Genomic DNA, 21,325 nt, shown 5'->3' with positions numbered 1-21,325 from the left:
CAATGAAAAAGCTGGTTGCACTTTTAATAGCAGGGCTTAGCTGCGTATCAGTTATTGAGGCACAATCAAATAAAAGTGGACAAGCCAGCCCGCCTGTTGCGGTGGTTTCTGCCTTTGAAAAGGCCTTCCCCGGAAGTTCAAAATTGAAATGGGAGAAAGAAGGACCCGATTTCGAAGCCAATTTTGTACAAAACGGAAAATCGGGTTCTGCTGTATATACCAGCAATGGACAATTAAAAGAAACAGAATGGGATATACCGGTAAGTGAGTTACCTAAACCCGTGACAGACTATATAGCCAAAAACTATAAAGGCGCTAAAGTTAAGGAGGCAGCAAAAATAACACAGGCAGATGGTGCTATTATGTATGAAGCAGAGGTTAATGGCAAGGATCTCATCTTCGACGCATCCGGAAAATTTGTAAAACAAGAAAAATACTGATCAAAAAATTAAGATGAAAAAACTATTAATTATTTCATTTAGCCTGGTCGCACTATTAGCGATGGCACAACAGAAATCCGGATACAAGATGCTAAGAACATTTTCAATTGCCAGCAGTGGTGGTTGGGATTACCTCGCTGTAAATGAAAATAAGCTCTATGTTTCCCACGGGACACAGGTAAATATCCTGGATAAAAAAACCGGTGATTCCGCAGGTGTAATTCCAAACACTACAGGTGTTCACGGTATTGCTTTTATTAATAGTATTGGCAAAGGTTACACCAGCAACGGCCGCTTGAATTCAGTTACGGTTTTTAATTTATCCGATAACAAGGTAATCACGCAGATTCCCACTGGTGAAAACCCCGATGCGATAATGTACGACGGCTTCACCAATAAAATCATTACCTGCAATGGAAGGAGTAACGATTTATCAGTGATCGACCCCTCCAGTCAGAAGGTTATTGCAACCATACAAGTTGGTGGAAAGCCTGAAACTGCGGTTACTAATGAAGCGGGAAAATGGTATGTGAATATTGAGGATAAAAGTGAAATCCTGCAGGTTAATGCACAGACCTATAAAGTCGAGCAGCGTTGGTCTATTGCCCCTGGCGAATCACCAACAGGCCTGGTTTATGATCCGGCAACAAAATTACTTTTTGCCGGCTGCGAGAAACTTTTGGTAGTAGTTGATGCATTGACCGGGAAGATGCAACAGCAGTTGCCCATTGGGGACGGATGCGACGGTGTAGCCCTGGACAAGGAAAAACGGTTGGTTTTCACCAGTAATGGGGAAGGCACAATGACGGTAATTAAAATCGATAAAACCGGGAAATGTGGCATTTTAGATAATGTTTCCACCAAGAAAGGCGCACGGACCATTGCAATAGACGAAGTTACTCATCATCTTTACCTCCCAACAGCTGAATTTCAGCCTTTACCTGCAGGCGCCACTGAAGGAACCAGGCCTGCAATGAAACCCGGCACTTTCCAGGTATTGGTATTGGGTGTTAACTAATTGCGATCGCTTTAAAATTTATAACTGATTTCAATTGAAAAGAAGAAACTGTTGCTTAGCGGCTCTGTAAATATTTTTTTGGGAATGATTGTTCCGGTTGAACTTGTTGTCTGAACAGAGACTGTGGCTGGGTTTACAGGGATCGCATATGTTGGTATAAATCCGATATGAAAATTTCGGGTATAGTAGTCTACTGGTAAACTGAATTCATAATCCTGTAACCTGAAATTTTCTGCATCAGATACATCTACTGTCGTTTTGTTTAAAGTGCCACTACCTGTTTTCTTTCTTCTGCCAAATTTGCGCTTTTGGTAATAGGATCCATAATAATTGTAGGTTCCTGCATTGGCAAGGAATGATGGGGTTATTTCTAAATTGTCATCAAAAGCCTCGAAGCTGTGTTCCAGTCCAATAGCCGCGATATAATCCGTTTTTGTGCCAAAATTTAAACCCGCCTGAATGCTCGGCTTGATAAAATTAAGGTCATAAGCAGTGTACCCTGATACGCCACCATCAATGGATGAGCGCAGGTTTTTGCTGTCTGTATGATAAAATGATTTGAATCCGTTAAAGTCACCTTCCCAATTACCGGACTCAAAATTGTATCCTGCAGTAAGTTCTAACAGGTCAATTCGTCCATTACCACTTTGTGCCAGGTAATTTAAATCAGCATTTACATAATATCCATGTTTGTTATAATAGCCAAGTGAAGCCGTTAAATAAGGAATAGCGAGGGAGTCTTTTCTGCCATTATATACAGAATTACTCAGGTATGAAAGTGAAAATTTGCCATATGAATGTTTTTCTGTTTTCTCTGCATCTGTTGCATCCTGTGCTTTAACGCTACTTATAATGCATACGCTAAGTAATACAAATAATCCGGTTTTCATAATAGGGGGTAAGGGTTCTTAAAAGCAATATTTTGTTTATTTGAGACTTTTTACGTGTTGGAAAGTTTAACACGCCCGCAAATTTCAAGCAATGAAACGAAGAACAGAGGCTCTCCTTATCCGATAATAGGCGTTTTGTATTTCATTAACTAATGTTAACCCTATTACATTAAACCTTTCGTACCAAATCCCTTCAAAGGTTCGTTAATCTTTGTAAACCATTTAATCTATTAAAATGAAAACTAAACTTGTTTTACTGGTCACAGTAGTAACCGCCACAACTAGCTTGCATGCACAATTTCGTAAACCACATGGTGTCGGCCACGAAATGCGACAAAACCGTCATGAGATGAAACATGATCGTCGTGACCTCCATGCAGATAACCGGGATGTCCGCAGTGATAAGAAAGATGTCCGCGCTGATAACCATGATATTGCCGGTGATCGTAAGGACCTTAACAAGGATAATAAGGATTTAAGGGGCGATCGTAAGGATATTAGTGGCGACCGTAAAGATATTAACGAGGACAAAAGGGACCTGGCTGCTGATAAAAAAGCAGGTAATAAAGATGAAATTTCCGGTGACAGATCAGACCTGAAAGGCGATCGTCAGGACTTAAAAAATGACCACCTTGAAGCGAAGACTGACCTGAAAGACCGCCAGGAAGACCGTCAGGACCTTAATGGCGATGTGAAAGATCGACACGCCGATCGTAAGGACCTGAAACGGGATCGCAAAGACCGCCACAGGGATCGCAAAGACCTGGATAGAGATAAGAATGAAACAGAAGATAATAGAACCGGTAACTAAATATTTATTTGCACAAAGAAAAACAGCTCAAGTGAGCTGTTTTTTTCATTTAATAAAGGGTTACTTTTTTCTTGGTAAGCTGGAACACCCGCGAAAGGTTAAACCCAAACCTGACTTCCCCTTTTGCCCAATCTCCGGTTGTTTCTGTAATGAAAGCCCTTTCATTCATACCGGTTGAATTGGAAAAATGCAACTGGAATACATGTCCTCCTGTTTCAATATCAATGCCAACTGATAAAGGATTATGGTATAGTTCTTTATCTAAGGGGTTGGCAACGTAAAAATAATCCCAGGTAAATGCCATCCTTTTCGAAAACTTAATCCTTCCGCCGAAACCAAGCGCATAAATATTGTTTGACTGGCTGGCAAGGGGTACAATATTATTATGTACAAGTGTTGGTGTTATTTGCAAAGTGATTGCATTACTGAATTTCCTTCCGATAATAGCCTGGAAATAATAGGCAAGCCTGGAGGTAGTAAAGTTTTTAATTGTTGTGTCTGGCCAAGGACTTGTATTCATAGTCATTCCCGCAACCAGGGCAATTGTAGCCGGGAAGCTTTTTGTCCCGGTTGATTGCCGTATAGGCGCGAATTTGATGAAACCATCCAGTTCTTTTTTGTAGGTACTTCTGCCTACACCAACCATCAGGTTTTGTAAAATGCCAAAGTCAAACCCCATCCGCATACTGGCCTGGTCAAGTCCATAGAAATTACTATATCCATGGTTCACTTCTCCAAACCGGTGCAGGATCCTAAAGTCCATGGTACCCGGAGACAAAAACTCCATTGAATGTCCATTGATTACCCTGGTTGACTTAAAAGCATTTTTCACTATTTCTTTCCTGGGCGCTTTATCTTCTGCCAGTTTTAATAGATCCATATCCTGGGCAAAAATACCCTGGACAAAACCTAAGAGTAACACTACAGAGAAGATACCCTTAATTGATTTTCTCATTTTAGTTGAATATGGGTTTCTGGGTTTGGGAACTTACTTTAGCGGGGTTAGCATACAGTCTACCAGCACAGAAGCAGTCTTCGCTAATTTGTCGGCCACAAGTTGAGGGATAATAATTTTATAATCTGCCAGCACAACCGGAAAGTTCGCAGTGGCCTCGATATTGCCATTCTGAACAATCATCTTTCCTTTGGTTTCAATGTCTTTTGTTTCACCATGTACGGTCAGTTTCCCTTTGACAACTACATCATAACTGCCGTTTTTCGTATAATTATCCGGGTTATTGTTAGCAACTATTCCTCGAAACTCAGATTTCGGGTATTTGTCGCTTTCCATGTAGTTCTCGTGAAAATGTTCCTGCATCAGGGCGCGCTCAAATTCAAAGCCTTTCATTAAAACAGCGAACTGGAAATTGCCCGTTTTTGTATCAAGGACGCAAGTCACTGTTTTGTTGACCGCTTCAATATTTTCAGGAGAATTCTTTTCTGTTGCATCGAATTTTATTTTACCTGACTTGGTAAAAAATTTATCCTGTGCATTTATGCCGGAAAATAAAGCCAGGAATGCTAATGCCAAGGTTATTTTTTTCATCATTTTATTTTTTCAGTTAAATAACATCTGTTTAAAATAATATCTGCTCCCAGGCCCATATCATCGGGTATGTATCCTGTACAAACACCCCGCAGGTGGACACTGTCCTGCTCTTTGAGTGCGGGCAACTTGTCCATGTAAAGTGTATCAATACTGCACCTTATGGACGATGGTTCGCCATCACTGCCTAACACTACAGTTATATTTTTCTTATCTGTTATATCGATGGAGTTTATTTTCCCTTTTACTAATATGGTTTTGCCGAGGAATTTCTGGTCTGCAGTCTTTTGTTCCTGGCTATATTGGCCAATCAATTGGCCTGCCGATATAGCAAAGTCTTCCTTAATAGTTTCAAGGCTCTCGGGTTTCCGGTTGTACTCTTTAACTGCATACAAAACAGCACCAAAACAGCAAGTAAGCAAGATTACCAGAATAAGACTTTTCTTGTTTTTCATTTTTTTGCTTTTTAATTGTTTGGACTTCCAGCCTGCACCCATTTCCTTATTTTGGCAATATTGCAGTCGCTTAATTTCGCAGCACCTTGCGGCATTGCAGAGAAGCCTGCTGTATGGTTTATGCTCCCCATAAGTTTCCCGTTGGTAGCAAGCACCTTATCATTTGCATAAGTGCCCATAGCAATAACTCCAGAGGGAGAATTACCGCCATGACAGCTATAGCAGTTTTGCTGAAATATTGGAACGATGACTTTAGTATAGGTGATTGATGTAACCGTATCACAGCTATTAATATTAGGATATAGTAACTCCGCTTTATCATAGTAGCATGAGCCGAAAGAAAATATGAGAATTATTGTACCTGTAATCAGAAGTATCTTTTTCATATTTTTTATTAATTAATTTTTAGGAGTGCCGGCGTCAATCCATTTTTTCACTTTTTGCAATTGACACTCTGAGAGTTTGGAACCACCTTTGGGCATTGGCGAAAATCCGCTTGCCCAAATAATTGAATTATACAATACCCCCGATGCTGCTGCTGATTTGATTCCTGCATAGGTGGAGAGATCATATCCTCCGCTTGCATTACCTGTATTATGGCAGCCCTGGCAATAATTTGCTATCATAGGCTGTACAGCAGTACTGAATTTAAAATCGGAGGTGTCGCAGCTGGTGCAACTATTATTTTTTGCACCCTGGTTGATCCAGGTTTTTATTTTTAAAATTTGATCAGCAGTTAACGGCGACATCGGTGGTGGAGGCATCCGGTCACCACCGGTATTTGTGATAACATCATACAACTTGCTGTTGTTGGCATTTCCGGCGCTGACCATTCTCATTACATTGGCATAGCTTGTCACATTCACACCTTCTTTGTGCGTAACAGCATCGTGGCAGCCACTCATTCCGCAGCTTGAATTTAAAAGTGGTTGTATATCGTTTGCATAATAGACGGTGTCTTTGCTGCAAGTGCTGCCATTTGCTGCTGGTGGCGGAGTTGTTACACCGCCATTATTACCACCCGTGTTTGGCTGAACGGGAATTTCATGTATACACGACATATACACGACTGTGAAGGATAGCATTGCCAAACCCAGAAGGATTGATCTTCTTTTCATATGAGTCGTTTAATTGAATAATATTTCACATCATTAATAACCACATAGAGAACCTATCTCATTAGTGCTTAATGACAGTATTTTATAAAAAAGGAGTAATGTAGACTTATGCTATAGTAGTACGTGGAGGTTTGAGAAGTGTGCCAAAAAAGCCAACCGGCAATATTATATTTGCAAATTTTGCTGACTTTGTATTAATTAGAACTACTGTTTTTGTAGTATTAAAATTTTCCTTAAAAGGAATTATTGCAATGCTAAATGCATGAAAATGAACTTGCATAAAAGGCAGGTTCTGTTCTTCCTTGTCGTCTGCTTTATTGTTATCGCCTTTGCCATAATGCTCAGAAACAAAATCCGAAAATGATATTTTATCTCCGCTTTGAATATGATGAAAATAATGTATTGCTATGTAGGGTAAATGAAAAACCTGGCCTAATTCGGTATTGCCGAATATGTGGATGGACAAAAAAGATATGATCAGTAGTTTTTGCATTGGATAAACCTACTTGTGCAAAAAAGATGCCAGCCGGGTAAATTTAACTCATTTAGTGGTTGAAAAAGATACCTGAAATGTAGTTAACATAAATTTACAATCCTTTACAGTAGCGGCTTTCAGCATAATATGGCCACCTAAGCCGCTGTTTCGCATTTTTCGACGAATGGACAATCAATACTAATTGAAAATGATCGTTTTGTTCCCGGAAACAAAAATCCGGTCTTCCAAAACCATTTTAAGTGCGTCTGCAAGGACCGCTTTTTCTATTTCATGCCCGGCTTCGACCATATCGCGGAGGCCATCATCGTGCTGAACAGGAATTATCTTTTGGGTAATGATCGGTCCCTCGTCAAGGTCGTTATTTACAATATGGGCAGTTGCGCCAATTAATTTAACCCCTCTTTCAAAAGCTTTCTTATATGGATTGGCTCCTTTAAATGCCGGCAAAAAAGAATGATGAATATTAATGATCCGGTCCGGATACTTTGAAACGAAATCCGGCGAAAGGATGCGCATGAATTTTGCCAGGATCAGGTAGTCGGGCTGGTAACCGTCAAGAACTTCTGTTATGGCTTTTTCAAAGGCTTCATGGCTGCGGTTTTCATGACTGATATAATGATATGGAATATTGAATTTGTCTGTGAATGGCTGCAGTGAATTGTAGTTTCCGATAACTGCCCTGATGTTGGCATGTAATTCATTGAAATAGTGACGGACTATTAAATCACTCAGGCAATGATGCTCTTTTGTAACCAGTATTACGATATCCTTTTTTCTTTTTGGAATAATATCAATTACAGCATGTTCTGGCAAAAGCTTTCCCAATGCTGCATGTAATCCGGCAGTATCCAGGTCGCCGGATACTTCCAGCCTTGTAAAAAAAGTTTCTGTATCTGTATCAACAAATTCTTTCATTACGAGTATATTATGGTTATTGGAGAACAATAAGCCTGAAATTCCCGCTATCAAACCTTTCCTGTCAGCACATTTTATGCGAATAACATGATTTTCTTCCATGGGTTATTATCTATGTCCTAAAAATAATACTGTTCGGCCATTCATGCCAGCCTTATAGTACCTTTGCTTATTGATTTTTCAGAATAAAAGGTTTTTTATGGTTGAAGTTGGAAAGTATAATACGCTGAAAGTTCTACGTGCGGTAGATTTTGGCGTTTTCCTGGATGATAGCAAGGAGGGCATTTTATTGCCTAAAAGATTTATGCCGGCCAATCTTAAGCCCGGCGATGAAATCACTGTGTTTATTTACCACGATTCTGAAGACCGCCTTATCGCCACTACACAAAAACCTTACGGTATAGTAGGTGATATTGTTCCTCTAAAAGCAGTTAGTGTAACCAAACAAGGAGCATTTTTGGACTGGGGACTTATGAAAGATATTTTTGTTCCGAAGTCCAAACAATTGATGGCCATGCGGGAGGGAGGTACCTATATCGTGAAAATTTATATTGATGAGCAAACAGGAAGGGTAGCTGCCACTGAAAAAATAGAACCCTTTTTAAGTAATGATACATTAACTGTAAGGGAGAAGGAAATTGTTGACCTGATTGTTTATCGTCGCACTGACATCGGCTATACGGTTATCATAAATGGTAAGCATACTGGCGTACTTCACTTTAATGAAATTTACAGAAATATCCAGGTTGGCGATACAATGAAAGGATTTATTAAAACAATCCGGGAAGAAAACAAAATTGATGTAGCCCTTGGCGTTCCAGGTTATAACAGGGTTGGCGGGGAAGCTGGTAAGATCCTTGGCCTGCTGGAAGCTGCTGGCGGTTTTTTGCCCTACCATGATAAATCTGACCCCGATGATATCTATGCGCATTTTGCCATGAGCAAGAAGACCTTCAAAATGGCTATAGGCCAATTGTTTAAGCAGAAGCAAATTGAAATTACCGATCATGGCATCCGGTTGCCTGGCCAGAAATAAAAAAAATGATCCCAATCAGGTTTTATTCAGTATTCCTTAGTTAGTTTCGCGTTGTGAATAACTTGATCAGAAATATAATTACTGTAGTATTGTTGTTGGCTTTGACAGCGCAAAATACCGGTAAATTATTGCTGGTTATGGATTATTATGCCAATAAATCAGTCTACCTGGCAAATTGCGAGAATAAGTCCAGGCCTCAACTCCATTGTAACGGGCAATGCCTGTTAATGAAGAAAATGCATCAGTCAGATAAGAAAGACCAGCAAACGCCTGAAAAGAAACTGGAATGGAAATTCGAAGTGTTGTCATTTAAGTCATTAAATAATGATATGACTTATACTTCCAGCAGATTCAATCGCCATTATTTTGTACCAAATTCCACAGGCATTCCTGCAGGTTTTTATAATGCAATATTCCATCCTCCCTCTGTTTGATTATTTGTCCCGCTTCCCGAAATTAATTTTTTCATTGTGTCCTGTATTGCAGGATCAGTAAGGTTTTACAAATAATAATCAAATAGTATGAAATATTTTTTCATTGCTGCATTATCTGCGGCTATAATATTCGCTTCCTGTTCAAAAACAAAATCACCGGATTTTCAACCCGGGGATACAGGTGAGCTTGAAATTGAGTTTGATAATGTTGTTGGCGCGCAAAATCTTCAATTATACACTGGAATATATACGAATGCCGCAGGAGAATCTTTTTCTGTTGATACCCTTAATTATTATATCAGTAATATTCGCCTTAAGAATGAAAATGGCACAGAGTTTATAGTTCCTGTGAATGATAGTTACTTCCTGATAAAAGAAGCAAATAGTACACAAATCATAAATCTTCAGGATATACCTGCAGGAAATTATACCGGTCTAAGTTTTATAGTTGGCATTGATAGTCTGAAAAGTACTGAACCTGCGGGCAATCGGACCAGCGTTTTAGACCCTGCAGGTGCAGGTGCAGGAATGTACTGGGACGAAGACCGCGGATATATTTTTATGAAAATGGAAGGTCATGCTGATGCTGTAAATACTACTGCTCATGCTTACCGGTTTAATATTGGCGGTTATGGCGGACCGGTAGTTCCGTCACTTAATAATATAAAAGCAATCTCGCTCAATGGGGCTCCGGGTGCCAGGGCAGAAGTCAGGAAAAATAAGGCGGAGGCCCCACATATTCACCTGTTTTCAGATGTCCTCAAACTTGTGAATGGCGCTACTAACATCAGTTTCGCCGACCATCCGGATATTTTGTATTACCCTTTCTCAGTTAATGTTGCCAATAACTATGCGAATATGTTTTCAATTGATCATATTCATAATGACTGAAAACAGACTTCTGAACAATTTTAAATGAACACAATGCAAAGGAAAATTATACTTGCCATAATGGTCATCCTGTTAAAGGCACCAGCCCTGCTGGCCTGTGATATCTGTGGTTGCGGTGTAGGGTCGTATTATTTGGGCATACTACCAGAATTTAAAAAGCGATTCATTGGCATCAGGTACCAGCATAAAGGATTGACCACGCATATAGGTCCAGATGGAAATATAAGTTATCTCAGTTCTGATGAGAATTACCAGACTATCGATATCTGGGGTGCCTGGAACCTCGGGAAAAAGTTCAGGCTGATGGCTTTTGTACCTTATAATATTAACCAAAGAGCCAGCGAGGGGCAATCATATTATAAATCCGGACTTGGTGATATTGCTCTTTATGGGTATTACAAGTTGTTCGACAAAAGGAGTCCGATACATGGTAATAAATTGCTGGTTCATTCCCTTTGGCTGGGGGGCGGATTAAAACTTCCAACGGGTGTATATAATCCCCTGGATAAAAACACTGTTCAGGGATCGCAAAATAGTTTTCAATTGGGAACAGGCAGTGTAGATTTTTCCCTTAATGCCATGTATGATATCCGCATCCAGGATATTGGCATGAATACAAACCTGAACTATAAAATTAATACAGCTAATAAGTACGATTACCAGTATGGGAATAAATTCACCCTGAACTGGCTGGCCTATTACAAGATCAGGGTGCAGAAAAAAATAGTGCTCGCCCCCAATGCCGGATTGTTATATGAATCCTCCGGTAAGGATTTAAATAAATATGGTACTACTGTTTATGAATCAGGCGGAAGCTCTTTGATGGGAACCCTTGGTGCCGAAATTTCTTTTGGTAATTTTGGCATTGGCGGAAATTTCCAAGCCCCCATAAAGCAGGATCTTGCAGAGGGGACAGTACGTGGTAAAAATAGGGCATTGATTCAAATGACCTGGTCATTCTGATTATTTTTCAGAATAAATCCGGTCGATAGCTTCCTGGTATTTTTCCATGATCACTTTTCTTTTCAAACTAAGTTTTGGGGTCAGTTCACCAGTATCAATACTCCAGTCATTAGGTAGTAATTCAAACCGCTTGATTTGTTCCACATGGTTAAAAAATATATTGAAGCTTTCTACAAGGTCTTTAAACAATTCAACCACCTTCGGGTGCCGGATCATTTCTTCATTGGTAGTGTAAATGATACCCTTTTGCCTGCACCAGTCTTTCAGGTTGGCAAAGGAGGGCACGATTAAAGCCCCGACAAATTTTCGTTCAGAACCTATAACCATTAGTTGCTCAACAAACAGTGACTCTTTCAACTTGCTTTCAATTGGCAATGGCGCTACATATTTACCTCCGCTGGTTTTGAACATTTCTTTTTTCCGGTCAGTAATCTTCAGAAATATATTGTCCTCAAAAAGACCAATGTCTCCTGTGGCAAACCAGCCATCATTCATTACCTCTGCTGTCAGGTCTGGCCGTTTATAATAACCCACCATCACATTTTTGCCCTTGCATAAGATTTCACCATCCTCTGCTATCCGTACTTCAACCCCATCAATCAAAGGGCCTACTGTACCGAATTTCCTGCCCTTTTCATTAAACCTGTTCACGGAAATTACAGGAGAGGTTTCTGTTAAGCCATAACCCTCCATGATCGTAATTTTCGCAGCAGTAAAAATCCGTATTAGTTTGACCTGGCAGGCAGCGCCTCCTGAAACAATCGCTTTAACATTGCCACCAAGACCTTCCCGCCATTTACTGAACACCAATTTATTCGCCAGGGCTAATTGCGTCGTGTACCAGAGTCCCTGGTTCTTATTAATCTCAAAATTTTCAGCAAGGCCATGCGCCCAATAAAATAATTTTCTTTTAATGCCGGTCAGTTCCATTCCCTTCTGCATAATCCTTTCATATACTTTTTCCAGAAGGCGTGGAACGGTAGTAAATAAAGTGGGTTGTACTTCTTTCAGGTTTTCGCCAATGGTATCAAAACTGTCGGCGTAATAAACAGATGTTCCGGAAAATAAATATATATAGGTAACCATCCTTTCAAGGATATGGTTTAAAGGCAGGAAGCTAAGGGCACGCTGGCCTTTCACACCAATTTCATTGAATACACAATCTATGCTGCTCACAACGTTGCTCACAATATTCTCATGGCTTAACATAACGCCTTTTGGCGTTCCGGTTGTACCTGAAGTATAAATGATGGTTGCAAGGTCTTCATATCCGATTCTTGCAGAAATTTCCGGTACCTTTTGCAATGCTTCGGCATTGCTGTTCCTGATAACGTCTTTCCAATGTGCAGCCTGGGCGACTTTTTCGAAAGTGAAAATATGCTTCAGGCTCGGAATTTTTCCTTGCAAGCTGAGTACTTTATGGTAGAGTTCCTCGTCATTTACAAATACCATTTTCACTTCAGCATCATTCAGGACAAATTCCAGTTCCTTGACATTTATAGTGGGGTAAAGAGGTGTTAAAATGGCGCCGATTTGCTGAACTGCCAGGTCAACCATTATCCATTCGGGGCGATTTTTCGACAAGATGGCAATTTTGTCCCGGCCTTCAGCGCTCATGTCGCCACAACTGATACCAAGGTTCAGTAAACCTGCACTCAACTGGTTTACCAGTTCAATAACATCCCCGGTACTATACTTTTTCCAGGCGCCGCCTTCTTTGGCTGCCAGTAAATCGTCAACCGGGCCTGTTTTCATTTGGAGTTGCAGGCAATCAAAAAGTCTTTTTGGCTGGTCCATATGCAATCGATCGTGTAGGTTATAGATGCTAATCCAAATATAGGGAATCATGGATAAGATTAACTGTCAGGTTGTTTTAACCTAAAGTTTAATTGACCTGAAAAAGGAATCAGTTAGAAGGCCAGCCCCTATAGTTTTGCCCGGGAGGCAATTTAAAGACCCGGCCCTTCTGGAATTCAATGAATCCATCATAGGCTTTTTGGTTCTGTTGGGTCCATTGCTGGAAATCTGGAAGGCTTTGAGTTGCTCCAAATAGCCACTGGTTATAAGCGTCAAAGAGTCCTTCACGCGTTAACTGGCGTTGGTAATCAAATAAACGGAAAGCATATTTCCCGGGTTCTTTTTCAAACCAATCAAGCAGGAAGCGGGTTCTCAGCATGGTTAGGGAAGAAGTGGTTACACCTTCATTTACGGTTGCGGCATGTTTATTCAATATGGAGCAGAATGCCTGTTCAAAGCCGTTTTTTGAATCAGGAGCCTTCAGGCTATTCAAATTGGTAAAATATTTCTTATAGCCATCCAGCAAAATCTGTTTGATTTCAGGTGTCCTGCGGCTATAGCTTTCCAGGTTTACAAAAATTTCACCATAAATTAGTGCCCAGGTTTTATCGGTGCTGATGTAGTAATATTTTGCGGCATTATAATAATTCCCTGAATAATTCGGATCGGCTGCAATGCCTTTTTCCCATTGGTCAATGGCGTCTTCCATTTTCTTCCTTGACCACAAAAATTCTCCATATTCATTATACAGCACACCACTTTTAGGATAGGCCTTAATGCCCGATTTGTACAATTTTTCGCATTCCTTTATTTCCTCAATATTCCGGTATGTTAGTCCAAGTAGTTGATAACTCCTGATATCCGCATCAGGCCGGCTGGTTAGTTTTTTACCCAACTCCATTGCTTTCGCATAATCCTGCGAAAGGTAATAATTGAACAGCAGGTCATTCTGCAGGTCGATATTATCCGGTGACTGCTGCAAGGCTTTATTCAGCACCAGTGTGGCATTTGCGTAATCACCCTGCTGCATATAATTTTTTGCACTCGCCTGCAATGCTTTAATATCCTGCTGTGCCAGTGAAAATAAAGACAGTGTAAGCGTCAGGGCAACAAGCAGCGCTTTTTTCATACTATTAAGCATTCATTCATAAATTAAATGGGTAAGCAGGCCATCTCTAAGTTTTGGTTCAAACCAGGTGCTTTTTGGAGGCATTACATTACCGCTGTCTGCAATATCAAACAATTGCTGGATACTTACAGGATGCAGGCTAAAGGCCAATTTCATTTCGCCGCTATCCACTCTCTTTTCCAGTTCGTGCAAGCCCCTGATTCCGCCGACAAAGTCGATTCGTTTATCAGTCCGCTGGTCTTTAATGCCCAATAATTTGTCGAGCACTTTTTCAGAAAGTATAGTTACATCCAGCACGCCGATCGGGTCTGTTGAATAACTGCCTTCTTTTGCTGTAAGTTTATACCAGTGTCCACCCAGGTACATACCAAAATCATGAAAATGAGTAGGGGAAAAGGCTGCAGGCATTCTTTCCACTTCAAAATCATCATATAAAGCGCGGATCAATTCTGCTTCTGTATGCCCGTTGAGGTCTTTTACCACACGGTTATAATCCATGATATGCAGTTGGTTCGCAGGAAACAAAGTGGTGAGGAAATAATTGGCGTTGTCGTTATAACCTGGTTCCAGTGAACGCCGCACTTTAGCTGCAGAAGCTGCACGGTGGTGCCCGTCTGCGATATATGTGAAGGGCACCTGGCTGGTGAATAAGTCACTGATATGCTCAATCGCAACTTCATCATTGATTATCCAGATCCGGTGAGATATTCCATCAGCTGCGGTAAAATCGTATACCGGCGTTTTTTCTTTCCATTCGTCTATAAGCGAATTAATGGCAGGAACATCCCGGTAAGCCAAAAACACATTACCTGTTTGTGCACCGCTGGTTCTGATATGGTTAATGCGGTCCTGCTCTTTTTCAGGCCGCGTAAATTCATGCTTCCTGATAATATCCTTTTCATAATCGTCAATAGAGGAAACAGCAACCAGGCCGGTTTGCGTCCGGCCATTCATCACCAGTTCATAAATATAATAGCAGGGTTTTTCTTCCCTGATCAAAACACCCCTGCCAATGAAACCTGCAAGGTTGGATTTTGCTTTTTCATACACTTCCGCAGTATGTATATCGGTTATTCCCGGAAGGTCAATTTCCGATTTCGTTATATGCAGGAAACTATCCGGATTATTTGCGGCCTGCATTGCTGCTTCTGCAGAGTTCAGTACATCATAAGGCGGGGCAGCAACTGCTGCTGCTTTAACCGGGGCTGGTCTTAGTGCTTTGAAAGGTCGTATAGTGGCCATAATAATTTTTATGCTGGATTTATCCTTTTTTGTTAGCGAATTCTTTCATCAGGTCCGTTAATACCACTACGCTCTCATAAGGCAGCGCATTGTACATGCTCACCCTGAAGCCTCCCACAGAGCGATGTCCCTTAACACCATACATTCCATTTGATTTGCAGATGGCCAGGAATTCTTTTTCCACTTCGGGATCATTTATGGTAAAAACTACATTCATCAGGCTCCGGTCTTCTTTATCAACAACCCCGTTGAAAACCGGGAACTGGTCAATGGTTTCATAAAGAAGCTTTGCTTTCCTTTCATTTACCTGCTGAATGGCAGGTACGCCACCTTGTTCTTTCAGCCAACGTAACGTTAACAGACAAACGTAAATTGCAAATACCGGCGGTGTATTAAGCATAGAGCCGTTCTTAATATGCTCACGGTAATCCATCATACTTGGCATGTTCCGTCCAGTTTTTCCTAAAATTTCAGGGTCTACGATCACCAGGTTAACCCCGGCAGCACCAATATTTTTCTGTGCCCCTGCGTAGATCAGTGAAAAACGGTTAAAGTCCATTACAGTACTTAGTATATCGCTGCTCATGTCTGCCACCAACGGAACGCTGGTTTGGGGCATTGCATGCATTTGGGTGCCTTCAACAGTATTATTTGTCGTATAATGGAAATAGCTTGCATTATCAGAAATGGTATAACCTTTAGGAATATATGAATAATTGCGATCTTTTGAAGTGGCTACTACATCTACCTTGCCGTATAGTTTTGCTTCCTTAATTGCTTTACTGCCCCATACGCCACAATCGAGGTAAGCTGCAGAGGCATTTTCATGCAAAAGGTTCATAGGAACCTGGAAAAACTGGGTTGAAGCTCCACCATGAAGAAAGAGGACCTCTTTGTTACTGTCTAATTGCATCAATTCTTTGACCAGCATCTGTGCTTCGTCCATTACAGCCTGGAATGCATCTGTACGATGGCCGATTTCCAGGATGGATAACCCCATGTTATTATAGTTAAGAACGGCTTCGCTGGCTTGCTGAAAAACAGTTTTTGGCAGGATGGAAGGCCCTGCATTGAAATTGTGGACCAATGTTTTGGCAATTTGGTAAGGCTGCAATTTCCTTAAAAATTATTAATTCTCCGCCCGCTATTCGCAGGATTTTCCTTTTGGTGGTTGTCGCCTCCAGTAAAAGTCAAGGCTGTCAGTCTGATTAACCATTAATGGTGTAGAGCCGGTAGTAAGGCCTGAAAGATCAGGCTGGCCTGCATTTACCCAGGCTGTATACCAAAAACTGGCAACCGTATATATTGCTTTACGAAGGCGCTTTTCTACCATACCATTTAATAATTGGTTATATTTTTTACTGTATTTGGTGGCATATTGCCGCAATACCTGCTGGTTCCGCCACTCATAGGAATACTTTTGGTCTGGCTGCGTTTGGGCGGATAGTGCTGCTTCAAGTAAAAGAACCGAGTCAACTGCAGCTGCGCTTTCAATTATGCTTCCCCAGATGAATTGGGAAGGATTATCTACGTAAGCAGCCTTTTCCATAAAGAAGTCCCATTCATTCTCTGCCAGCAATTCGGGTAGCCGGCTTTCCCAAAATGCATGAATGCCATGTTGCCCCGTCTTCTGGCCGTTGTGATTGGAGCTGGTATGGAGGGGTACATGTGCATCACCAATATAATGCCCAATATCTGCCGATAACCTGATAATGTCCAGGGCATTTTTATCCCGGAAAGCACGGGTGAGTGCTCCCAGCATTTGCAGTATCCGCCAGGGTAAAATTCCGTGTGCCTGTAAACTGTCGGTGCCATATTTATTTACGGCATCCTCCCATCGGCGCGGTAAGCCCTGGAATGGCAAAGTGCCGTAATGGTCCATATCAATAAAATGCCTTGGTGCTTCAGTGGCCAGTATATAGCGCCTCTTATCGGCATCAACCGCATGTTCCCGCAGGTATTCAAGGCTTGGTTTATACAAGACCAGCATTTTGGGTGGTAAAAGGTAGATAGCATATTCGTTAATCAGCCGGTGGCCATAAAAGCCCCAGCAATACACTTCCTGCGACCAGGCTAATAAGATGGTCGCAATTACAATTCGGGCCATTTGTGCAATCAGCTATTTTTTGGCTGCTCCTCTGCTTCATGATCGGGTTCCGCTATTCCGCCCGATACCACGTATTTCATGGCATCAGCAGCTTTTACGTTGTCCAGTGCGCGAACCCGGTACCGCGGAACAAGGTAGGTTTGTCCCGCAAATGAATAGGAAAGTGGTATGTAAACGGTAAGGTATTCCTTGAAACCAAATTCAATGGGATTTTCATCTGTTATGAAACCAATCTGGAAAACATCTTCCTGGAATAGGGAAACGGCAACCGGCTTATTGAATTTTCTTTTATTGCCTGCAAAAGCTTCAAAAAAATCCTTAATGGAAGAATAAATAAATTTTACGCCAGGTGCCCTTTCCAGCCAATGGTCAAAAAGGCTGAAAATCCGGCTGGTAATAAAATTTGAACTCAGGTAGCCTATTGCAATTAGTGTAAAAATAATAACCACAAAACCCAATCCGTAATTCCGGGTCGTGAATTTTCCACTGGGATCCTGTACCTGGAATATTGGTAACAGGTTGTCTATAGAACTCACAAACCAAAATAAAAGGTAACCTGTAATGGCAACCGGGGCGGTTACCAGCAGGCCCTGTATGAAATACTGGAAAACTTTTTTCCACCGCCAGCCATTGGCCGGCACCGGTAAATTGTCCATAATGCGGTTTCTGGCACAAACCTACTAAAATGGCAGCGATGCAGAACCAGTTATTTGACCCATTTGTATTACCGGGTTTACACCCCCGATATTAAGATTTTGTGACGAATGGTGATTTTTAATGATGGAAACTTTTGTTACATAAAAAGTTTCCATAGTTTTGCGCCCTAATATGGCTGACTTAGACAATAAAGAGCGGATACTGACAAAATCAAGGGAATTATTCATGCAATATGGCATAAGAAGCATCAGCATGGACGATATCGCATCATCCATGGGCATGAGTAAAAAGACCATTTACCAGTATTTTGCCGATAAAGATGAACTGGTTAATGCTGTTATACAGTTTAAGGTTTGTGAATCAGAGGAATTCTGTAACCACGACCGTATCGTATCTGAAAACGCCATAGATGAAATTTTCAGGACCATGGAAATGGTAGAACAGATGTTCCGGACCATGAATCCGTCGGTTTTATTTGACCTGAAGAAATACCACCCGCTTGCCTACAGCCAGATAGAAAAGCATCAAAACGAATACATCTTTAATGTGATCCGTACCAATCTTGAAAGGGGTATCAGGGAAGAATTATACCGGCCCGAGATCAATATTAATATCATAGCGCATTTCCGCGTCAGAAGCGCAATGTTACCTTTTGATCCAACTTTTTTAGCCGAACAGAAAGCAAATCTTGCTACAATAGAGCAGCAGATAATGGAGCATTATCTCTTCGGTATCGTTACCCTGAAAGGCTATAAACTGATTCTGAAATATCAACAAAAAAGACAAAAGACCTAAACCAGACGAATATGAAAATGACATGCAGGTGGATAAGGGTATTGACCTTTATAAGCATTTACTGGGCAGCTATAGGGAATGGTGCAATCGCCCAGGGAACCAGGCAGATCAATAAGCTTTCTGCCAAGGAAGCGGTTGAATTTGCAAAGAAGAACAACTACCAGGTGAAGAAATCATTGGAGGATATACGCATACAGGACCAGGTTAACCGTGAAGTTACCGCCAGTGCATTTCCGCAGATTAACGGATCCTTCAATTTTACGGATAATGTTAAGTTGCCTACCAGCCTTTTGCCAGGTGAATTTTTTGGGCAACCTGCCGGCACATATATTCCTGTAAAGTTTGGAGTGCAATACTCTTCAACTCTTGGCGCAACTTTAGACCAGATAATTTTTGATGGCCAGGTCTTTGTTGGTTTGCAAGCCCGGAAAACAGCCATGGAGTTTGCCAGGAAAAACGAAGAGATTACTGAGGAGAATATTGCTGTAAATGTCTATAAAGTTTATTACCAGTTGCTGATAGCCGAAGTCCAGATTGGCTTATTCCATGATAATATTGTGCGCTATGAAAAACTATACAACGATACCCGCGAAATTTATAAAAACGGATTTGCAGAAAAGCTTGATGTAGATAAGGTTAGTGTTACCCTTATTAACCTGCGTACTGATAGCCTGAAATTGCGGACCCAGATGAATAATGGCTACCTGGGTTTAAAGGTATTATTGGGAATGCCCATTGCAGACAGCCTTATTTTGACAGATAAGATAACCGAGGCAATGGTAAAGAATGATATCCTCGATTCGGCATATAATTATGAAAACCGCAGGGAATACCAGATGCTCATGTTAAGTAAACAGCTGAATGAGTTTAATGTGAAACGCTATAAGATGATGGCCATTCCGACCCTTTCGGTATTTGGTAACTATTATACCAATGCCCAGCGGAACAGGTTTGATTATTTTGAAGAGGGTGGTGTTTGGTTCCAGCAAAGCGCTATAGGACTGCGTGTTAATGTGCCCATTTTTGATGGCAACCGGCGCCGGGCAAGGATGCAACAAGCTATATCTGCCGTTAGAAAATCAGAATATGATGCCAAGCTGCTTGAACTCAGTATCGATAATGATGTTGCTGCTTCTCGTAACCGTTTCCGTGATGCTGTAATTGCGGTGGACGCACAACACGCAAACATGAAGGTGGCAGAGTCTGTATTCGACCAAACAAAGAAAAAATATGACCAGGGCCTGGGCTCTAATACTGAAATCAATACTGCCCAAACCGATTTGCTGACAGCCCAGACAAATCTTTTCTCTGCATATTATGATGCCGTAATAGCAAAAATTGATTACCTGAAAGCAGTTGGTAAAATTTATTAAACAAATCCTGAAAATTTTAAATAGCATTTATGCAAACGATCATGAAGAAGATGGCAACCGCTACACTCATACTGCTGGCAGTGGCCTGTGGCCAGGGTGGTGGTAAATCAAACCTGGATAAAAAGAAAGCAGAACTACAGGAATTAAAAAGTACGCAGGTAAGTACCGCTGAAAAAATTGCTTCACTTGAAAAGGAGATTGCTTTGATGGATCCAACAACAGTTCCGGCGGAAAAGCCTAAGCTGGTTACTACAGCCAGCATCAGCACGGCACCTTTTACTCACTATATAAACCTTCAGGGCAAGATTGATGCGGAGAATGTTGCATATGTAACTCCGAGAGGAATGGGTGGCCAGGTTAGTGCCATTTATGTAAAAAAAGGGGATGTTGTTACAAAAGGCAAATTATTGCTGAAACTCGATGACGCAGTTATCCGCCAGCAGATTGAAACTGCTAAAACGCAGGTAGAATATGCAAAGAACCTCTACCAGCGCCAAAAAAACCTGTGGGACCAGAATATTGGTACCGAGGTACAGCTCATCAATGCCAAGAACAATGTAGACCAGGCTGAACGGCAGCTGAGTATTTTGAATGAGCAACTTTCTATGACTAGCGTTTATGCAGGAATTAGTGGTGTTGCAGACGAAGTTAATATAAGGGTTGGAGAAACATTTACCGGTTCACCGATGAACGGGATCCGGATTGTAAATACAAGCAATCTGAAAGTAATTGCACAGGTACCCGAAAATTACCTCGACAAGGTTAAAGTCGGGAAACCTGTTTTAGTGACTTTGCCTGATATTGGAAAGACTGTGACTACGAAAATTTCAGTTTCCGGAAAACTTATTGACCCGGCATCACGCTCATTTTATATTGAAGCAAAAATGCCGCAGGATAATAGCTTCCGTCCAAACCAGATAGCCAATGTACAGATTGAAGATTACACCGTAAATGACGCTGTCACTATTCCTGTTAACCTTTTACAGAATGATGAAAAAGGAAAATTTGTGATGGTTGCAGAAAATGAGAATGGCAAATTGAAAGCCAGGAAAAGAATGGTTGAAGTTGGCCAGCTTTATGGTGAAAAACTGGAGATCCATAAAGGCCTTAACGCTGGTGATGTACTGGTGATGAATGGTTTCCAGGGATTGTTTGATGGCCAGCTGATCAGCACGGAAGTAAAATAATAGACGGTTACATTAAACTAATTGT

24 protein-coding genes are annotated in these 21,325 nt (G+C 41.2%); 10 read left to right on the top strand and 14 right to left on the bottom strand.

Annotated features, from left to right (window positions below; all coding sequences use genetic code 11):
- The first annotated feature begins 2 nt into the window (after window positions 1-2).
- Window positions 3-440 (top strand): PepSY-like domain-containing protein, encoded by a 438-nt coding sequence (locus LAQ65_RS16330; RefSeq protein ID WP_224118066.1) that lies wholly within the window; start codon window positions 3-5, stop codon window positions 438-440.
- Window positions 441-453: 13 nt separating this feature from the next.
- Window positions 454-1,458 carry a YncE family protein gene (locus tag LAQ65_RS16325; RefSeq protein WP_224118065.1) on the top strand — a complete coding sequence of 335 codons (1,005 nt, stop codon included), beginning with the start codon at window positions 454-456 and terminating at the stop codon, window positions 1,456-1,458.
- An 11-nt stretch (window positions 1,459-1,469) separates the two neighbouring features.
- On the opposite strand, the gene LAQ65_RS16320 is transcribed toward LAQ65_RS16325, so the two are convergent.
- A complete protein-coding gene (locus tag LAQ65_RS16320; RefSeq protein ID WP_224118064.1) occupies window positions 1,470-2,348 on the bottom strand; it encodes a hypothetical protein in 879 nt (292 codons plus the stop codon).
- A gap of 235 nt (window positions 2,349-2,583) precedes the next feature.
- Here LAQ65_RS16320 and LAQ65_RS16315 point away from each other — a divergent pair, with 235 nt between their 5' ends.
- On the top strand, window positions 2,584-3,159 hold the full coding sequence (locus LAQ65_RS16315; protein WP_224118063.1) for a hypothetical protein: 576 nt from the start codon (window positions 2,584-2,586) through the stop codon (window positions 3,157-3,159).
- A 49-nt stretch (window positions 3,160-3,208) separates the two neighbouring features.
- On the opposite strand, the gene LAQ65_RS16310 is transcribed toward LAQ65_RS16315, so the two are convergent.
- From LAQ65_RS16310 to purU, 7 genes are all read right to left on the bottom strand, one after another.
- Window positions 3,209-4,114 (bottom strand): DUF5777 family beta-barrel protein, encoded by a 906-nt coding sequence (locus LAQ65_RS16310; RefSeq protein ID WP_224118062.1) that lies wholly within the window; start codon window positions 4,112-4,114, stop codon window positions 3,209-3,211.
- A gap of 33 nt (window positions 4,115-4,147) precedes the next feature.
- The gene (locus tag LAQ65_RS16305; protein ID WP_224118061.1) at window positions 4,148-4,705 is read right to left on the bottom strand and encodes a YceI family protein; all 558 of its coding nucleotides are present in this window, start codon (window positions 4,703-4,705) and stop codon (window positions 4,148-4,150) included.
- A complete protein-coding gene (locus LAQ65_RS16300) occupies window positions 4,705-5,160 on the bottom strand; it encodes an OB-fold putative lipoprotein (protein WP_224118060.1) in 456 nt (151 codons plus the stop codon). Before LAQ65_RS16300 ends, LAQ65_RS16305 begins: the two co-directional genes overlap by 1 nt.
- A gap of 11 nt (window positions 5,161-5,171) precedes the next feature.
- Complete coding sequence (locus tag LAQ65_RS16295) at window positions 5,172-5,546, bottom strand: c-type cytochrome (RefSeq protein WP_224118059.1); 375 nt, start codon at window positions 5,544-5,546, stop codon at window positions 5,172-5,174.
- A 12-nt stretch (window positions 5,547-5,558) separates the two neighbouring features.
- Window positions 5,559-6,278 (bottom strand): c-type cytochrome, encoded by a 720-nt coding sequence (locus tag LAQ65_RS16290; protein ID WP_224118058.1) that lies wholly within the window; start codon window positions 6,276-6,278, stop codon window positions 5,559-5,561.
- Between the two features lie 106 nt (window positions 6,279-6,384).
- On the bottom strand, window positions 6,385-6,771 hold the full coding sequence (locus LAQ65_RS16285; protein ID WP_224118057.1) for a hypothetical protein: 387 nt from the start codon (window positions 6,769-6,771) through the stop codon (window positions 6,385-6,387).
- A gap of 180 nt (window positions 6,772-6,951) precedes the next feature.
- Window positions 6,952-7,791 (bottom strand): formyltetrahydrofolate deformylase, encoded by an 840-nt coding sequence (purU, locus tag LAQ65_RS16280; protein WP_224118056.1) that lies wholly within the window; start codon window positions 7,789-7,791, stop codon window positions 6,952-6,954.
- Between the two features lie 97 nt (window positions 7,792-7,888).
- Between purU and LAQ65_RS16275 the strand changes: the two genes are divergently transcribed.
- The 4 genes from LAQ65_RS16275 (at window position 7,889) to LAQ65_RS16260 (ending at window position 11,013) form a co-directional block, all read left to right on the top strand.
- Window positions 7,889-8,725, top strand: coding sequence for a CvfB family protein (locus tag LAQ65_RS16275; RefSeq protein ID WP_224118055.1), 837 nt, complete (start codon window positions 7,889-7,891; stop codon window positions 8,723-8,725).
- Window positions 8,726-8,778: 53 nt separating this feature from the next.
- Window positions 8,779-9,159: a hypothetical protein gene (locus tag LAQ65_RS16270; protein ID WP_224118054.1), complete on the top strand. Its 381-nt coding sequence runs from the start codon at window positions 8,779-8,781 to the stop codon at window positions 9,157-9,159.
- A gap of 87 nt (window positions 9,160-9,246) precedes the next feature.
- Window positions 9,247-10,050, top strand: coding sequence for an MbnP family protein (locus tag LAQ65_RS16265; RefSeq protein ID WP_224118053.1), 804 nt, complete (start codon window positions 9,247-9,249; stop codon window positions 10,048-10,050).
- Between the two features lie 33 nt (window positions 10,051-10,083).
- Window positions 10,084-11,013, top strand: coding sequence for a transporter (locus LAQ65_RS16260; protein WP_224118052.1), 930 nt, complete (start codon window positions 10,084-10,086; stop codon window positions 11,011-11,013).
- Here the strand turns inward: LAQ65_RS16260 and LAQ65_RS16255 are convergent, their stop codons facing one another.
- Genes LAQ65_RS16255 through LAQ65_RS16230 form a run of 6 tightly spaced genes read right to left on the bottom strand, consistent with a single transcriptional unit; the run spans window position 11,014 to window position 17,944 of the window.
- Complete coding sequence (locus LAQ65_RS16255) at window positions 11,014-12,861, bottom strand: AMP-dependent synthetase/ligase (RefSeq protein WP_224118051.1); 1,848 nt, start codon at window positions 12,859-12,861, stop codon at window positions 11,014-11,016. It abuts the gene before it with no gap.
- Window positions 12,862-12,919: 58 nt separating this feature from the next.
- Window positions 12,920-13,939 carry a tetratricopeptide repeat protein gene (locus LAQ65_RS16250; protein WP_224118050.1) on the bottom strand — a complete coding sequence of 340 codons (1,020 nt, stop codon included), beginning with the start codon at window positions 13,937-13,939 and terminating at the stop codon, window positions 12,920-12,922.
- A gap of 12 nt (window positions 13,940-13,951) precedes the next feature.
- A complete protein-coding gene (locus tag LAQ65_RS16245) occupies window positions 13,952-15,181 on the bottom strand; it encodes a DUF1015 domain-containing protein (RefSeq protein ID WP_224118049.1) in 1,230 nt (409 codons plus the stop codon).
- Window positions 15,182-15,200: 19 nt separating this feature from the next.
- Window positions 15,201-16,295 carry a 3-phosphoserine/phosphohydroxythreonine transaminase gene (serC, locus tag LAQ65_RS16240; protein WP_224118048.1) on the bottom strand — a complete coding sequence of 365 codons (1,095 nt, stop codon included), beginning with the start codon at window positions 16,293-16,295 and terminating at the stop codon, window positions 15,201-15,203.
- A 30-nt stretch (window positions 16,296-16,325) separates the two neighbouring features.
- On the bottom strand, window positions 16,326-17,288 hold the full coding sequence (locus LAQ65_RS16235; protein ID WP_224118047.1) for a zinc dependent phospholipase C family protein: 963 nt from the start codon (window positions 17,286-17,288) through the stop codon (window positions 16,326-16,328).
- A gap of 8 nt (window positions 17,289-17,296) precedes the next feature.
- Window positions 17,297-17,944, bottom strand: coding sequence for a DUF502 domain-containing protein (locus tag LAQ65_RS16230; protein WP_224118046.1), 648 nt, complete (start codon window positions 17,942-17,944; stop codon window positions 17,297-17,299).
- A 172-nt stretch (window positions 17,945-18,116) separates the two neighbouring features.
- Here LAQ65_RS16230 and LAQ65_RS16225 point away from each other — a divergent pair, with 172 nt between their 5' ends.
- From LAQ65_RS16225 to LAQ65_RS16215, 3 genes are read left to right on the top strand one after another with little or no spacing between them, the layout of a single operon-like run.
- Window positions 18,117-18,740 (top strand): TetR/AcrR family transcriptional regulator, encoded by a 624-nt coding sequence (locus tag LAQ65_RS16225; RefSeq protein ID WP_224118045.1) that lies wholly within the window; start codon window positions 18,117-18,119, stop codon window positions 18,738-18,740.
- A gap of 11 nt (window positions 18,741-18,751) precedes the next feature.
- A complete protein-coding gene (locus LAQ65_RS16220) occupies window positions 18,752-20,113 on the top strand; it encodes a TolC family protein (protein ID WP_224118044.1) in 1,362 nt (453 codons plus the stop codon).
- A 29-nt stretch (window positions 20,114-20,142) separates the two neighbouring features.
- Window positions 20,143-21,300: an efflux RND transporter periplasmic adaptor subunit gene (locus LAQ65_RS16215; RefSeq protein WP_224118043.1), complete on the top strand. Its 1,158-nt coding sequence runs from the start codon at window positions 20,143-20,145 to the stop codon at window positions 21,298-21,300.
- Window positions 21,301-21,325 lie beyond the last annotated feature (25 nt).

It is taken from the genome of Flavihumibacter profundi (genome assembly GCF_020076305.1).
Lineage (GTDB): Bacteria > Bacteroidota > Bacteroidia > Chitinophagales > Chitinophagaceae > Flavihumibacter > Flavihumibacter profundi.
The sequence above is the reverse complement of the archived record's forward strand: the minus strand, read 5'-3'. Positions and strand labels throughout refer to the sequence as shown.

Coding starts and splice junctions, on each gene's coding strand:
- LAQ65_RS16320 (WP_224118064.1), bottom strand. CDS start 2,348: ATGAAAACCGGATTATTTGTATTACTTAGCGTATGCATTATAAGTAGC.
- LAQ65_RS16300 (WP_224118060.1), bottom strand. CDS start 5,160: ATGAAAAACAAGAAAAGTCTTATTCTGGTAATCTTGCTTACTTGCTGT.
- purU (WP_224118056.1), bottom strand. CDS start 7,791: ATGGAAGAAAATCATGTTATTCGCATAAAATGTGCTGACAGGAAAGGT.
- LAQ65_RS16255 (WP_224118051.1), bottom strand. CDS start 12,861: ATGATTCCCTATATTTGGATTAGCATCTATAACCTACACGATCGATTG.
- LAQ65_RS16250 (WP_224118050.1), bottom strand. CDS start 13,939: ATGAAAAAAGCGCTGCTTGTTGCCCTGACGCTTACACTGTCTTTATTT.
- LAQ65_RS16215 (WP_224118043.1), top strand. CDS start 20,143: ATGCAAACGATCATGAAGAAGATGGCAACCGCTACACTCATACTGCTG.
- LAQ65_RS16310 (WP_224118062.1), bottom strand. CDS start 4,114: ATGAGAAAATCAATTAAGGGTATCTTCTCTGTAGTGTTACTCTTAGGT.
- LAQ65_RS16245 (WP_224118049.1), bottom strand. CDS start 15,181: ATGGCCACTATACGACCTTTCAAAGCACTAAGACCAGCCCCGGTTAAA.
- LAQ65_RS16265 (WP_224118053.1), top strand. CDS start 9,247: ATGAAATATTTTTTCATTGCTGCATTATCTGCGGCTATAATATTCGCT.
- LAQ65_RS16290 (WP_224118058.1), bottom strand. CDS start 6,278: ATGAAAAGAAGATCAATCCTTCTGGGTTTGGCAATGCTATCCTTCACA.
- LAQ65_RS16325 (WP_224118065.1), top strand. CDS start 454: ATGAAAAAACTATTAATTATTTCATTTAGCCTGGTCGCACTATTAGCG.
- LAQ65_RS16275 (WP_224118055.1), top strand. CDS start 7,889: ATGGTTGAAGTTGGAAAGTATAATACGCTGAAAGTTCTACGTGCGGTA.
- LAQ65_RS16260 (WP_224118052.1), top strand. CDS start 10,084: ATGCAAAGGAAAATTATACTTGCCATAATGGTCATCCTGTTAAAGGCA.
- LAQ65_RS16230 (WP_224118046.1), bottom strand. CDS start 17,944: ATGGACAATTTACCGGTGCCGGCCAATGGCTGGCGGTGGAAAAAAGTT.
- LAQ65_RS16220 (WP_224118044.1), top strand. CDS start 18,752: ATGAAAATGACATGCAGGTGGATAAGGGTATTGACCTTTATAAGCATT.
- LAQ65_RS16315 (WP_224118063.1), top strand. CDS start 2,584: ATGAAAACTAAACTTGTTTTACTGGTCACAGTAGTAACCGCCACAACT.
- LAQ65_RS16305 (WP_224118061.1), bottom strand. CDS start 4,705: ATGAAAAAAATAACCTTGGCATTAGCATTCCTGGCTTTATTTTCCGGC.
- LAQ65_RS16235 (WP_224118047.1), bottom strand. CDS start 17,288: ATGGCCCGAATTGTAATTGCGACCATCTTATTAGCCTGGTCGCAGGAA.
- LAQ65_RS16295 (WP_224118059.1), bottom strand. CDS start 5,546: ATGAAAAAGATACTTCTGATTACAGGTACAATAATTCTCATATTTTCT.
- LAQ65_RS16225 (WP_224118045.1), top strand. CDS start 18,117: ATGGCTGACTTAGACAATAAAGAGCGGATACTGACAAAATCAAGGGAA.
- LAQ65_RS16285 (WP_224118057.1), bottom strand. CDS start 6,771: ATGCAAAAACTACTGATCATATCTTTTTTGTCCATCCACATATTCGGC.
- LAQ65_RS16330 (WP_224118066.1), top strand. CDS start 3: ATGAAAAAGCTGGTTGCACTTTTAATAGCAGGGCTTAGCTGCGTATCA.